This window comes from Amycolatopsis sp. cmx-11-32 (assembly GCF_047608695.1).
Taxonomy (GTDB): domain Bacteria; phylum Actinomycetota; class Actinomycetes; order Mycobacteriales; family Pseudonocardiaceae; genus Amycolatopsis.
On record NZ_JADNQN010000004.1, the window covers coordinates 60,262 to 73,016 of the forward strand.

The 12,755-nt window shown below is 68.2% G+C and carries 11 protein-coding genes, 1 tRNA gene and 2 pseudogenes; 12 read left to right on the top strand and 2 right to left on the bottom strand.

The window, feature by feature from the left end; genetic code table 11:
* Positions 1 to 64 precede the first annotated feature (64 nt).
* Complete coding sequence (locus ACM6LR_RS12725) at positions 65 to 1,837, top strand: recombinase family protein (RefSeq protein WP_414943860.1); 1,773 nt, start codon at positions 65 to 67, stop codon at positions 1,835 to 1,837.
* 147 nt (positions 1,838 to 1,984) lie between these two features.
* On the opposite strand, the gene ACM6LR_RS12730 is transcribed toward ACM6LR_RS12725, so the two are convergent.
* Positions 1,985 to 2,057, bottom strand: a tRNA-Arg gene (locus ACM6LR_RS12730).
* Positions 2,058 to 2,427: 370 nt separating this feature from the next.
* On the opposite strand from ACM6LR_RS12730, the gene ACM6LR_RS12735 reads away from it, so the two are divergent.
* The 5 genes from ACM6LR_RS12735 to lspA all read left to right on the top strand — a co-directional run bounded on the left by ACM6LR_RS12735 (position 2,428) and on the right by lspA (position 6,435).
* Positions 2,428 to 3,081 carry a response regulator gene (locus tag ACM6LR_RS12735; protein WP_005155565.1) on the top strand — a complete coding sequence of 218 codons (654 nt, stop codon included), beginning with the start codon at positions 2,428 to 2,430 and terminating at the stop codon, positions 3,079 to 3,081.
* On the top strand, positions 3,081 to 3,695 hold the full coding sequence (locus tag ACM6LR_RS12740; protein ID WP_414939597.1) for a trimeric intracellular cation channel family protein: 615 nt from the start codon (positions 3,081 to 3,083) through the stop codon (positions 3,693 to 3,695). The genes ACM6LR_RS12735 and ACM6LR_RS12740 overlap by 1 nt, the downstream gene beginning before the upstream one ends.
* Before the next feature lie 85 nt (positions 3,696 to 3,780).
* Positions 3,781 to 4,473, top strand: coding sequence for a response regulator transcription factor (locus ACM6LR_RS12745; RefSeq protein WP_414939598.1), 693 nt, complete (start codon positions 3,781 to 3,783; stop codon positions 4,471 to 4,473).
* Positions 4,470 to 5,894, top strand: a complete 1,425-nt coding sequence (locus ACM6LR_RS12750; RefSeq protein ID WP_414939599.1) for an ATP-binding protein — start codon at positions 4,470 to 4,472, stop codon at positions 5,892 to 5,894. The genes ACM6LR_RS12745 and ACM6LR_RS12750 overlap by 4 nt, the downstream gene beginning before the upstream one ends.
* 22 nt (positions 5,895 to 5,916) lie before the next feature.
* Positions 5,917 to 6,435, top strand: coding sequence for a signal peptidase II (gene lspA / locus ACM6LR_RS12755; RefSeq protein ID WP_414943861.1), 519 nt, complete (start codon positions 5,917 to 5,919; stop codon positions 6,433 to 6,435).
* Between the two features lie 21 nt (positions 6,436 to 6,456).
* Here the strand turns inward: lspA and ACM6LR_RS12760 are convergent.
* Positions 6,457 to 6,900: pseudogene (locus ACM6LR_RS12760) on the bottom strand (VOC family protein); the annotation flags it as partial.
* Between ACM6LR_RS12760 and ACM6LR_RS12765 the strand changes: the two are divergent.
* The 6 genes and pseudogenes from ACM6LR_RS12765 (at position 6,800) to ACM6LR_RS12790 (ending at position 12,701) form a co-directional block, all read left to right on the top strand.
* Positions 6,800 to 7,600: a DeoR/GlpR family DNA-binding transcription regulator gene (locus ACM6LR_RS12765; protein ID WP_414939899.1), complete on the top strand. Its 801-nt coding sequence runs from the start codon at positions 6,800 to 6,802 to the stop codon at positions 7,598 to 7,600. The pseudogene ACM6LR_RS12760 and the gene ACM6LR_RS12765 sit on opposite strands and share 101 nt — an antisense overlap.
* The gene (gene galT, locus ACM6LR_RS12770) at positions 7,597 to 8,679 is read left to right on the top strand and encodes a galactose-1-phosphate uridylyltransferase (protein WP_414943862.1); all 1,083 of its coding nucleotides are present in this window, start codon (positions 7,597 to 7,599) and stop codon (positions 8,677 to 8,679) included. Before ACM6LR_RS12765 ends, galT begins: the two co-directional genes overlap by 4 nt.
* 72 nt (positions 8,680 to 8,751) lie before the next feature.
* A complete protein-coding gene (locus tag ACM6LR_RS12775; protein ID WP_414939602.1) occupies positions 8,752 to 10,188 on the top strand; it encodes a S1C family serine protease in 1,437 nt (478 codons plus the stop codon).
* Positions 10,189 to 10,542: 354 nt separating this feature from the next.
* Positions 10,543 to 10,946: pseudogene (locus ACM6LR_RS12780) on the top strand (hypothetical protein); the annotation flags it as partial.
* A gap of 10 nt (positions 10,947 to 10,956) precedes the next feature.
* Positions 10,957 to 11,655, top strand: a complete 699-nt coding sequence (locus tag ACM6LR_RS12785) for a response regulator transcription factor (protein WP_414939603.1) — start codon at positions 10,957 to 10,959, stop codon at positions 11,653 to 11,655.
* On the top strand, positions 11,652 to 12,701 hold the full coding sequence (locus ACM6LR_RS12790; RefSeq protein WP_414939604.1) for a sensor histidine kinase: 1,050 nt from the start codon (positions 11,652 to 11,654) through the stop codon (positions 12,699 to 12,701). Before ACM6LR_RS12785 ends, ACM6LR_RS12790 begins: the two co-directional genes overlap by 4 nt.
* Positions 12,702 to 12,755 lie beyond the last annotated feature (54 nt).

A 12,755-nucleotide genomic window follows, 5' to 3' on the forward strand; every position in this document is an offset into this window, starting at 1 on the left:
TAGAAGGCATCGAGGCCCGACGTTTGGCTGGAGAGCAGGCGCGAGTGCTGTGGGAGGTGACGGAATGGCAGGTCCGGAACAGGTCCGTACCTGGGCTGGGCAACGCGGCGTAGGGTGTGCCCGAAGCCCCTACAGCCAAGCCGCGGCAGGTGGTGAATCGATCGACGTTGCCGCACAGCAGCATTTTCTACGCTTCGCTTGGCTGGGACGCGTGTCCACTCGGGACATGCAGGACCCTACTCTCTCGTTGCCGCGTCAGCTGGGCTCGTCTCAACGAGCCCTTCCCGAAGGCGGTCTGATCGTCGCGCACTTCTACGACGTCGAATCCGGCCGCATGGACCTCGACATACGTGGGAGTGGACGCGCGCACGAACAGTTCGATATCCCCATCCCGCGTGACGGCGGCATTCAAGACTTGCTCGCCGAGGCCGAACGCTCCGATCGGCGATTCGACTACGTCATCTGCGAGTCGATCGAACGTGCAGCTCAGCATATGTACCACGGCACCACCATCGAGCATCGCTTGGAGCGTGCCGGGGTGCGCTTGCTGGCCGCGGACGAACCGTTTCAACTGACCACAATAGACGGTCGTAGACCTAAGATCGCCACGCAGTTGCTCACCCGCCGAGTCAAGCAGAGCATCTCCGAGTTCTACGTCATTGACATGTTGGAGAAGTCGTGGGACGGAACCGCTATCCACACCGAAGCGGGATACAACATCGGGAAACCGTGCTACGGCTACCGCGCCCGCCATGTCCCGCATCCGGTTCCAGCCAAGCGAGCGAAGGGTGTCAAGAAGACCTTTCTCGAACCAGACCCCGCCCAAGCATCGGCCGTGCGGAAGGTGTACCAGTGGCGGATCGCCGAGCGCCTGGGTTACCAGGCCATCGCGGACGGACTCAACCGTGACCCTGCCGCCTATCCGCCGCCCGTGCCGGTGGATCCGAGTCGCACTGTCGGCCGGTGGACCTACTTTAATGTCCGCGACGTCCTCACCAATCCCAAGTACACCGGACACATGGTGTGGAACCGGCGCGGACGCAAAACGCATGGCAACCGCATGAATCCCATTGAGGAGTGGATTTGGTCCGCGCGACCCGTTCATGAACACCTCGTCACCCTGGAGGACTGGCTGCTGGCCCAGAACGTCAGCGGACACCGATTCGGCTCCCGTAGTACCGACAACACCAACGTCAAGCACCCGCAGACCAAACGCTCCTACCTGCTGCGCACCTATCTGTTCTGCGGCGCCTGCGGTCGGCGGATGTACGGCAAGACCCGCCGCGGCCTGGCCTACTACGTCTGCGCACCAAAAAAGGGATATGTCCCCGACGGTCACCCCGCTGCGGGGAGCTTCTGGATTCGCGAAGACACGATTGTCGACAAGCTCAACGAGTTTCTGTCCGCCTACGTCTTCGGCGCCTACCGTCGTAGCCTGCTCGAAGACACGGTCCGAGATCTCGGCCTCGCCGCCCAACGAGAACGAGACCACCGCCTCGCCGCGCTGCGCCGCGAGATCGACGACACCGCCCGCATGATCAAGAACCTCGTCCGGAACTTCTCCCGTATCGACAAACCGACTGATGACCTCGTTCGCGACATCAACGACGAACGCGCTGAGCTTCACAATCGCAAACCCAACTCGAAGCTCAGCTCGCCGAAGCCGAGGAGGAGAACGAGCAGGTGCCCAACCCCGACCTGCTCGACGCCCTGCCCATGGGCGAGGTTCGAGTTGAAGAACTACCCGAAGGCACCGCTCGGCGACTATTCGAAGCTGTCCGGCTTGAACTTCACTACGACAAGAACACCAACCAGCTCAAGTGCACGGCAACTCTGATCGGGTCGACGGTCCTAGCGGCACGTCAGGCCGCTCATGAGGCGATCATCTTGTCATTTGACCGTGACACGAAGCTTGATCAACGCAAACGCGACAACAACAAGGAGGATGCCATGCCCTACATCTCTCTCGTTCCCATCCTTGGAGTGCCCCCGGCAGGATTCGAACCTGCGACACCCGCTTTAGGAGAGCGGTGCTCTATCCCCTGAGCTACGAGGGCATGTACTGCCAGGCACAGCCTACCGGGTGATCGGAGCCGCCCGGGCGTGAGGTCGAAGTCATCCCCGAGCGGACCAAGCGGCCAGCTCGGTGAACCGCGGGGATGCCCCGAACGGCGGTTGCGCCGCAGCAGCCAGAGGAGCATGGCGCGCAACCCAGCCACTGGCCGTCTAGTGACACTCGACCTGCGGATCCGCCCAGAACCACCCACACTCGACCCAGCAAACCAGGGTCTGAATCGAAAGCTAGATCGACACAGATGACCCGTACGGGTCACTCGTACGTGTCTGGTTTCGAAACCCTGAACAACAGTAGGTAATCTTCGTTAACGGGACGCGAGACGCCGCTCCCCCGGCTGCCGGAGGGCTTCGTTGATCAAGCTCATGTTCGCCGACGACGAGGAACTGGTCCGTTCGGGCCTGCGTGCCATGATGTCCGGCGCCGCCGACATCGAGATCGTGGGCGAGGCGAGCGACGGGAGATCAGCGGTCGAGGTCGCCCGGCGGTACCACCCTGATGTCGCCCTGCTCGACATCAAGATGCGGGCTCCTGACGACGGCATTCGCGCGCTCAGGGCCATTCTCGCGTTGCCGGATCCGCCGACCGTGGCCATGTTGACCACGTTCGACATCGACGACTACGTCAGTCTGGCGCTCCGGCTCGGGGCCAACGGCTTCCTGCTGAAGGACATCGACCCGGCGGCGCTGCTGCGTGCCGTGCGGGACCTCGCCAGGGGTGGCGCGGTGCTGGACCCGGGGGTCGCGGCGCGCATGGTGCAGTCGCATCGGGACGAGCAGCGGGCCGCGCAGCCGGCGCGCAAGTTGCTCGCGTCGCTGTCCGAGCGGGAGCGTGAGGTCGTCGGGCTGATCGGGCAGGGGTTGTCCAACGCGGAGATCGGCGGACGTCTTCACCTGTCCGAGGCCACGGTCAAGGGTTACGTCTCGGCTGTCCTGTCCAAGATCGGTGCGGCGAACCGGGTGCAGGCCGCGCTGCTGGCCTACCGCGGTGGCCTTCTCGACCAGTAATGATCCTCACCGCGCTCGAGTTCCTCGGCTTGATCGCGTTCGCGGCTTCGGGCGCGCTCGCGGCGGTGCGGTCCAGGTTGGACGTCTTCGGGGTGGTCGTCGTCGGGCTCACCACGGCGCTCGGCGGCGGGATCATCCGTGACGTCCTGCTCGGGATCACCCCGCCCACGACGCTGCGGACCTGGCCTTACCTCGCGGTCTGTGGCGGGACGGCGCTGGTCGTGTTCGTGTTCCATCCGCAGATCGCGAAGCTGCGGCGTGGCGTCCTCCTCGCCGACGCGCTCGGGCTCGGGGTGTTCGCGACGGCGGGTACCACTATCGCGTTGAACGCGGGCGCCACTCCCTACGCGGCGTGCTTGATCGGGATGACGACGGGTATCGGTGGCGGCGCGGTGCGTGATCTTCTGCTCCGCGAAATCCCGCTCGTGCTGCGGAAGGAGATCTACGCGGTCGCGGCGCTCGCGGGGGCCGTGCTCGTCGTGATCGGTCACGCTCTGCGACTGCCGCCGGGGCCGGTGACGGCCGTATCAGCCGCCGCGGTGGTCGGGGTCCGGATGCTCGCTTTGTGGCGTAGATGGAACGCACCTGTTGCGAAGGGTCCCGAGACCGGCTGAAACGCCTTGTGGACCGTTCGATTTCCTTTGTTTGTTCGGTGTGTGTTCTTAGGCGAGTCTCAGCACTCTGCGTAAGACTGTCGTCATGCGCATCCTCGTGGTGGACGACGACAGGGCCGTCCGTGAATCACTCAGGCGATCCCTTGAGTTCAACGGCTACCAGGTGGAACTGGCCGGGGACGGCGCACAGGCCCTGGAAGCGATCATCGCCAACAGACCCGACGCTATGGTCCTCGACGTGATGATGCCGCGGCTCGACGGCCTGGAGGTCGCCCGACGGCTGCGAAGCACCGGTGACGACCTGCCGATTCTCGTCCTCACGGCGCGGGACACCGTGTCCGATCGTGTGTCCGGTCTCGACGCCGGCGCCGATGACTACCTCCCGAAGCCCTTCGCGCTCGAAGAGCTTCTTGCTCGTCTTCGCGCGCTGCTGCGCCGCGCCATCCCGGATCCGCAGGCGGGGCAGAACGCCGAGATCCTGTCGTTCGCGGACCTCACCTTGGACCCTGGCACGCGGGAGGTGCGCCGGGCCGGGCGGGAGATCAGTCTCACGAGGACCGAATTCGCGCTGCTGGAGCTGTTCCTCTCCTACCCGAAACACGTCCTGACCCGCAGCCGGATCCTGGAGGAAGTATGGGGATACGACTTCCCGACGTCGGGCAACGCGCTGGAGGTCTACGTCGGCTATTTGCGCAGAAAGACCGAGGCTGGGAGCGAAGCGAGACTGATCCACACGGTCAGGGGAGTGGGCTACGTGCTGAGGGAAACCCCGCCGTGACCGACCCGGTCCAGGTCGTCGGCGTGGCCGAAAAGGATCCGCGCGGCGACCGCTGGAGCACGCGGCGCTTCTCGCTCCGAGGCCGGGTGACACTACTCGCGGCCGCTTCGGTGGCGGGCGCGGTGGCGCTCGTGTCCCTCGGCGCGTACCTCGTCGTGCGCGACAACCTCTACCAGCAGGTGGACGACAACCTGCTCGCCCGCGCACAGGCCGCGGTCGACTCGCCGCAGGTGCAGACCGAACTGCAGCAGGTGCCCGGCGCCTTCCTTGCCAGCGCGGACCTGCAGATCGGCCAGCTGACGGTCGGGGAGAAGATCCGGCTGACCTATCCGCAGTCCGGGAGCCGCCCGCCGTACGGCGAGGACGAGATCGCGGTCGCCACCGGCGACAAGGGGTTCTCCCTGCGCACCGACCCGAAGACCGACAGCCGCGTCGTCGCCCTCCCGCAGAGCGCGGGGCAGGCGATGGTGCTCGCCCAGTCGCTGGGCCCGACCAAACGCACCCTGAACGAGCTTTCGGTGGTCCTGTTCCTGATCGGCGGCGCCGGGATCCTGGTCGCCGCGGCGGCGGGAACGGCCGTCGCGAGAGCGGGACTGAGGCCGGTCGACAGGCTGACGTCGGCGGCGGAACGCGTCGCCACCACGGGTGACCTGCGGCCGATCCCGGTCAGCGGCGACGACGAACTCGCCCGCCTCACCCAGAGTTTCAACACGATGCTCGGCACGGTCGCCGAATCGCAGGAGCGGCAACGGCAGCTCGTCGCCGACGCCGGTCACGAGCTGAGAACCCCGCTGACCTCGCTGCGCACGAACCTCGAACTCCTCCTGTCCGCGAGCAGGCCGGGTGCGCGCACGCTGTCCGACGAGGACCGCAGCGACATCGAGGCCGACATCCGCGGCCAGCTCGACGAGCTGACCCAGCTGATCGGCGACCTCGTCGAACTCGCGCGGCAGGACGAGCCGCGGATCGAGCACGAACGCGTCGAGATGGCCGACGTCGTCGAGCGCGCGCTCGACAGGGCACGCCGCCGCGCGGGCGAGATCGAGTTCGACGTCACGCTCCAGCCGTGGGTGCTCACCGGCGACTCCAGCGCGCTGGAGCGCGCGGTACTGAACCTCTTGGACAACGCGGTGAAGTTCTCGCCCGAAGGTTCGACGGTCGGGGTCCGGCTGTACCCGGTCGGCGACGGCACCGCCGTGCTCGAAGTCGAGGACGCCGGGCCGGGGATCGCCGACGAGGACCTGCCGAAGGTGTTCGACCGCTTCTACCGCTCTTCCGAAGCGCGGACGCTGCCCGGTTCGGGGCTCGGCCTCGCCATCGTCCAGCACGCGGCGCAGCGGCACGGCGGCGACGTCTACGCGGGACGCGCTTCCGGTGGCGGCGCGCTGATGACCCTGCGGCTTCCGGGAGCCCCTGCTTGAGGGGTGATTACTCTGACGGGTGATGAGCACCGAGAACGCGCCTGAGATGCCGCCCCGTCGTCTGCTGTGGACAGTGCTGGTGGCCGTGGTGCTGCTGGCGGCCGACCAGCTGACCAAATGGTGGGCCGTCGACGCCCTGACCGGCCGGGAGCCGGTCCCGGTGATCGGCGACTTCATCCGCTTCCGGCTGCTCTACAACCCGGGTGCGGCGTTCTCCCTCGGCGCCGGCTCGACCTGGATCTTCGCGATCCTGGCCGCGGTCGCGGTGGTCGCGCTGCTGTGGATCTCGCGCAAGGTCCGCTCGGCGGGCTGGGCGATCTCGCTCGGGCTTTTGCTCGGCGGCGCGACGACGCACCTGGGCGACCGCTTGTTCCGTGACCCCGGCTTCGCGCGCGGTCACGTCGTCGACTTCATCGACTACCACGGCTGGTTCGTCGGGAACGTCGCCGACATCGCGCTGTTCTTCGGCGCGGTCTCTCTTTTCGTGCTGAGTTTTCGCGGCGTCCCGATCGACGGCATCAAGCAGGCGGACGCGAAGTAAAGCGTCGAGCCGTTCGACATCGTCGCCTGTCAGATCCAGGTGTACGCGGCTCTCGATGACCTTCGACTCCGGAACCAGATTGAAGAAGAGTCGCGGACCCGAAGCTGCTTCGACGAGTACCGAAGGATCGTCTTCGGGGCCGCTGAACCCCAGAGAACGAAGTCGCTCACGCTCTTCTTCGTCGTAGGGCGCCACTTCGTAGCCGTCGAGCGCGGCCGCCCAGAAGCGGGCCAGCGAGGCCGGGTGGCGGCAGTCGAAGACGACGTCGCGAAGCGTGGCCATGGCCTCATGCTGGCAGCCCATTCGGCTCGTCGCGCCATGTTTGATCGTGTAGGATTTTGTGTAGTTGATCCAGGGAGGCTTCGTGCTCGCGCGGCAACGACAGGCGGTGATCCTCGAAGAGGCGCGCCGGACCGGGGCGGTCCGGGTCAGCGACCTCGTCACGAGGCTCGGCGTCTCCGACATGACGGTGCGCCGAGACCTCGACGTGCTCGCCGGCCGAGGGCTTGTCGAGAAGGTCTACGGCGGCGCCACCTCCATCGTCGGCAAGAGCACCGACGAGCCGGGCTTCGAGGCCAAATCCGTGCGTCAGCGCGCTCAAAAAGAGGCCATCGCCGCCGTCGCGGCCGGACTGGTCCGGCCGGGTACCGCGATCGGCATCTCCGCGGGCACCACCACGTGGACGCTGGCCAGGGCGCTCGACGAGATCGCCGGCCTGACGATCGTCACGAACTCCATCCAGGTCGCCGACGTGCTGCGCGGCGCCAACCAGCCGGATCGCACGGTGGTCCTCACCGGTGGCGTCCGCACCCCGTCGGACGCGCTGGTCGGGCCGGTCGCCGTGCAGAGCCTGCGTTCGCTGCACCTGGACGTCGTTTTCCTGGGGGTGCACGGGATGGCCGACGGCCCCGGGTTCACCACGCCGAACCTCACCGAATCCGAGACCGACCGGGCGCTGGTCGAAGCGGGTCGCAAGCTGGTCGTGCTGGCCGACCACACCAAGTGGGGCATCGTCGGCATCTCCACCATCGCCGGGCTCGAAGAGGCCGACGTCGTCGTCTCGGACGACGGTTTGTCCGACAACGCAAGGGAAACGCTCACCGAGCAGGCAGGTGCGCTGATGATCGCCGAAACGGCGGAGACGGCTGAGGCTGAAGAAGCGTGAAGCGCACGGTAAGGCACCTGGCCGACGGCCGGGAGATCATCTATTTCGACTCGCCCGGCGCACCCGAGCGCACCGCCGAGGACACCCGTGACCTGCCTCAGGTCGCGGCGGCGTCGGAGATCCGGCGTGATCCGCTGACCGGCGAGTGGGTGGCGATGGCCGCCCACCGGCAGACGCGGACCTACAAGCCGCCCGCCGACCTGTGCCCGCTGTGTCCCACCAAACCCGGGAAGCCCAGCGAGATCCCGGAGCAGGACTACGACGTCGTGGTATTCGAGAACCGCTTCCCTTCCTTCGCGCGCAACGTCGTCGGCGGATCGTCCACAGTGGATGACGCGGGGCTGGTGCCGGTCGCGCCGGGCGTCGGCCGCTGTGAGGTCGTCTGTTTCACCAGCGACCACGACGGTTCTTTCGCCGGGCTGACGGCCAAGCAGGTCCGCGCGGTCGTCGACGCCTGGGCCGACCGCACCGCCGAACTGTCCGCGATGGACGGTGTCGAGCAGGTCTTCCCGTTCGAGAACCGCGGTGAAGAGATCGGCGTGACACTGCATCACCCGCACGGCCAGATCTACGCCTACCCGTTCGTCACGCCGAAGACCGAGCGGATGCTGGCCCTCGCCCGCGCCTACGAGGCCGAACGCGGCCGTCCGGTGATGGGTGACGTCCTGGCCGCCGAGCGGGAATCCGGGGCGAGGGTCGTGGTCGCGGGCGAGCACTGGACGGCTTTCGTGCCGCCCGCCGCCCGCTGGCCGGTGCAGGTCCAGATCGTGCCGCACCGCCAGGTGCCGGACATCCCCGCGCTCTCGGACGCCGAACGTGACGAGTTCTCCGACATCTACCTCGAAGTCCTTCGCCGCTGTGACGGGCTCTACGACCGGCCCCTGCCCTACATCGCGGCCTGGAACCAGGCGCCCGCCCAACGCGATCGCGAGCTCGGCTGGCTGTATCTGGAGGTGTTCTCGGTCCTGCGGTCCGAGGACAAGCTGAAGTACCTGGCGGGGTCGGAGTCCGGGATGGCCGTGTGGATCAACGACGCCACCCCCGAGCAGATCGCGGAAAGGCTGCGCGCCACCCGCTGAGGAGGCCATACTCATGTGCGATGCACAGCTTTGGCTCAGGAACTTCTCAGGACCATCCCGCAAGGTAGAGACATGACCGAGAACGACTCCAGCGCCCAGAACGCCGAGCAGGCGCGGCCCGCCGGCGCTCAGCCGGACGCGGAGCAGAGCGCGAGCTGGGCCGCACAGCCTGCCCCGCGGCAGCCTGACGCGACCGGCCTCGGCGGCCATGCCACCCCGCACAGCGGTACACAGCAGGCCTATACCTCCGATCAGCAGTACAACCCGTGGTCACCCCAGGCCCAGACGCAGACCCAGCAGCCACCCGCTCAGGAGCAGCCGGCGCCGGATCCGTACACCCAGGGGCACCAGATCCCTGGCCAGCAGACGCCGTACACCCAGCCGGGCCCGTCGGTGTACGCGGTCCCGCAGCAGCGGCAGGCCTCGAAGTCCACTTCGGGCAAGCTGCTCGCCGGTGTCGCGGCCATCGCGCTGGTCGTCGGCGGGGTCGCGGGCGGCACGGTCGGTTTCCTGACCGCGGATTCCACCGGTGGCGGCTCCGTGAACGCGCTCGACGCGCCGAAGCCCGCCCAGCAGACGGGCAACCTGCCCGCCGGTTCGGTCGAGTCGGTGGCGCAGAAGCTCTCGCCGAGCGTCGTCGAGCTGCAGGTGTCCGGCCGTTCCGGTGCGGGCGAAGGGTCCGGCTTCGTGCTGAGCACCGACGGCTACGTACTCACCAACAACCACGTCGTCGAGGTCGCCGCCACTGGCGGGCAGATCCAGGCGGTTTTCCAGGACGGCAAGAAGGGTACGGCGACCGTCGTCGGCCGCGACCCCACGACGGACATCGCCGTGGTGAAGGTCAGCGGCGTCAGCGGGCTGACCCCGGTGGAACTGGGCCGGTCCGACGACCTGCGGGTCGGGCAGCCGGTGGTCGCCATCGGTTCGCCGTTCGAACTGGCTGGCACGGTCACCTCCGGCATCGTCAGCGCGCTGAACCGGCCGGTGAGCGCCGGTGGCGGCGGCGACCAGACCACGGTGATGTCGGCGGTGCAGACCGACGCGGCGATCAACCCCGGCAACTCGGGCGGACCGCTCGCGAACATGGCGGGCCAGGTCATCGGCATCAACTCGGCGATCTACAGCCCGAAGTCCAGCCAGGGCCAGGGCGGCGAGAGCGGCGGCAACGTCGGCATCGGCTTCGCGATCCCGATCGACCAGGCACGCCGCACGGCCGACGACATCATCAACACCGGTCAGGCGACGCAGACGTTCATCGGCGCGCGAGTGCAGACAGCGCCGACAGGCGGAGCGCAGCTCGGTGAGATTTCGCCGGGCAGCCCCGCCGAGAAGGCGGGCCTCAAATCCGGCGACGTCGTGACGAAGCTGGACGACCGGTCGATCCCCGACGCGGACGCGCTCGTCGCCGAGATCCGCACCAGGGCGCCGAACGACAAGGTCAAGTTCACCCTCAGCGGTGACAAGGTGGTCGAGGTGACCCTCGGCGGCCAGCCCGTCACCCCGAATTAGTCCTTCCAGACGCTCGGCCGCAGTGCGCGGCCGAGACCAAACCCCGGCTCGAACCCCCAGCGGGCCGGAACCAGAGGTCACGCGCGACCGGCTGCCAATCCCGGTCGCGCGTGGCCCTTTTATGCGGGGTAGCTACCCCGCTCTCGTTAGGCCCCCACGACCAGACACGCCACCTTTGCCTTACCCCTCGATAACGTGCTTTTCGGAGAAGCGCGGCCAGGACTACGCCGAGCCAGACGACGGCGAGGGTGAGCAGCAGGCCGGTCAGCGTGTCGGCGTCGTGCAGGACCGGGTTCGTGGCGCCGCCGAAGGGCCGCCATAGCAACGGGAACGCGAGGAATGTCAGCACTCCGGTGGTGGCTCGACGGGTATCACCTGGTCGTCGAGCGCTACTACCGGGGGATCGCGACGCTGCGCCCGTACTCCTACCAGGTGTGGGCGGATATCGCGGCGGTGCTGATCGCGGCCGGTCCGGCGGTGATCGCCGGGACGAGGCGGCCGGGGCGGCGTTCCTCGCTGAAGCACAGAGGTCGTTCCGTGACCCGGTCACGGTCATCGTGCCGGCCGCGGTGCTGGCGATCGTGTTCGCCGACCTGCCCGGCCTGTCGAACGCGGAGGTCGAACGCATCTGGTTACCGTTCGAGGTGTGGCTGCTGCCCGCGGTGGCGCCGCTGCCGTCACTCCGGCGGCGGTGGTGGCTCGCCGCGTCGGCGGCCACGGCGCTGATGGTGAACCATCTGATGCTGACGAGCTGGTGAGGTGGGTTCGATGACAGAGCAGGGCCGTGTGCTCGTGGTCGACGACGACGAGACCGTCCGTGACGTAGTCCGGCGGTACCTGGAGGTCGCGGGTTTCGACGTCGACGTCGCCGGGGACGGCACGGAGGGGCTGCGCCTGTTCTCCGCGACCGGCCCTGACCTCGTGGTCCTCGACGTCATGATGCCAGGGCTCAACGGGCTCGAGGTGTGCCGTCGGCTGCGGCAGGTGAGCCAGGTGCCGGTCGTGATGCTGACCGCGCTCGGCGAGGAGGAGAACCGGATCGCCGGGCTCCAGCTCGGCGCCGACGACTATGTCACGAAACCCTTCAGCCCCAAGGAACTCGCGTTGCGGGTGGCGTCGGTGCTGCGGCGCGCGCGGATGCCTCGGCCGGAACCGGCGGCGCGTCAGCTCACCGACGGGGATCTTTCGCTGCAGATGACCGCGCGGCAGGCGACCCTCCGTGGCACCGAACTTCCCCTGACCAGCCGCGAATTCGACCTGCTCGCGTTCTTCCTCGCCCACCCCGGCGTGGCGTTCTCACGCGCCGATCTGCTGGAGAAGGTCTGGGGCTGGGACTTCGGCGACCAGTCCACCGTGACCGTCCACGTGAGACGGTTGCGGGAGAAGATCGAGCGGGAACCGGCGAAACCCGTCCGCGTCGCCACCGTCTGGGGCGTCGGCTACCGGTACGACCCGGTGCGACCGTGATCGGCTCCGGTGAGTCGTTCGGCGAGATGCTGGCGCACGCCTGGCACATCCTGCCGTTCGCGCTGCTGTTCGCGCTGCCGGTGGTGCTGCTCGGCGTCCTGGCGTTGTACCTGCTCAGACGGGGTTCGCTCGCCAGCACGATGACGATCCTCGTGCTGATCCCGGTGCTCGCGACGCTGACCGCGGTGCTCGGGATCAGCGGGTTCATGTTCACCCCCGCGCTGACCACGATGACGCTGGTCTGCCTGCTGGTCGCGCTGGTGACCGTGCCGCCCGCCCTCGCGCTCGGCCGCGCGATCGCCCGCCGCAGTGTGTGGGAGCGGGAGGCGCGGGACCGTGAGCGCGCGGCCGAGGCGTCGCGGCGCGAACTGGTCGCGTGGATCAGCCACGACCTGCGAAGCCCCCTGTCCGGGATCCAGGCGATGGCCGAGGCGGTCGCGGACGGTGTCGTCGCGGAGCCGATCGAGGTCACCGACTACGCGCGGCGGATCAGCGGCGAGACCACCCGGCTGTCCGGCATGGTCGGCGACCTGTTCGAACTGTCGAGGATCACCGCGGGCGCGCTCCGGCTGACCATGGCCTCCGTGCCGCTGCGCGACGTCGTGAGCGACGCCGTCGCCGCGCAGGCGCCGCTCGCCGGGCGGAAGCGGGTGCGGATGATCGAGTACGCCGACGTGTGGCCGGTCGTCTCCGGCAGCGACCCCGAGCTGGCGCGGATCGTGCGCAACCTGGTGTCCAACGCCGTCCGGCACACCCCGCCGGACGGGACGGTCGCGGTCCAGATCGGCATCGAAGGCGGCGAGGCGCTGCTGGCCGTCGACGACGGCTGCGGCGGGATCCCCGACGACGAGATCGGGCGCGTCTTCGACGTCGCGTTCCGCGGGACGCGGGCGCGGACACCCGAGCGTGGCGGCCTGGCGAGCGGCGGCGGACTCGGGCTGGCGATCGCGAAGGGGCTCGTGGAGGCCCATCGCGGCCGGATCGGTGTCCGCAACCATGGCCGGGGATGCCGCTTCGAGGTCCGCCTGCCGCTCGCCATGCCGTGACCTGTGTCAGTGCCGTGTCACCGTGGTGTCAGCGCCGACGGCGATCGTCGCCGC

Excerpts from the sequence above, each read along its gene's own strand:
- lspA (WP_414943861.1), top strand. The coding sequence starts at position 5,917 with ATGAGCACCGAGAACGCGCCTGAGATGCCGCCCCGTCGTCTGCTGTGG.
- ACM6LR_RS12740 (WP_414939597.1), top strand. The coding sequence starts at position 3,081 with ATGATCCTCACCGCGCTCGAGTTCCTCGGCTTGATCGCGTTCGCGGCT.
- ACM6LR_RS12775 (WP_414939602.1), top strand. The coding sequence starts at position 8,752 with ATGACCGAGAACGACTCCAGCGCCCAGAACGCCGAGCAGGCGCGGCCC.
- ACM6LR_RS12785 (WP_414939603.1), top strand. The coding sequence starts at position 10,957 with ATGACAGAGCAGGGCCGTGTGCTCGTGGTCGACGACGACGAGACCGTC.
- ACM6LR_RS12725 (WP_414943860.1), top strand. The coding sequence starts at position 65 with ATGGCAGGTCCGGAACAGGTCCGTACCTGGGCTGGGCAACGCGGCGTA.
- ACM6LR_RS12745 (WP_414939598.1), top strand. The coding sequence starts at position 3,781 with ATGCGCATCCTCGTGGTGGACGACGACAGGGCCGTCCGTGAATCACTC.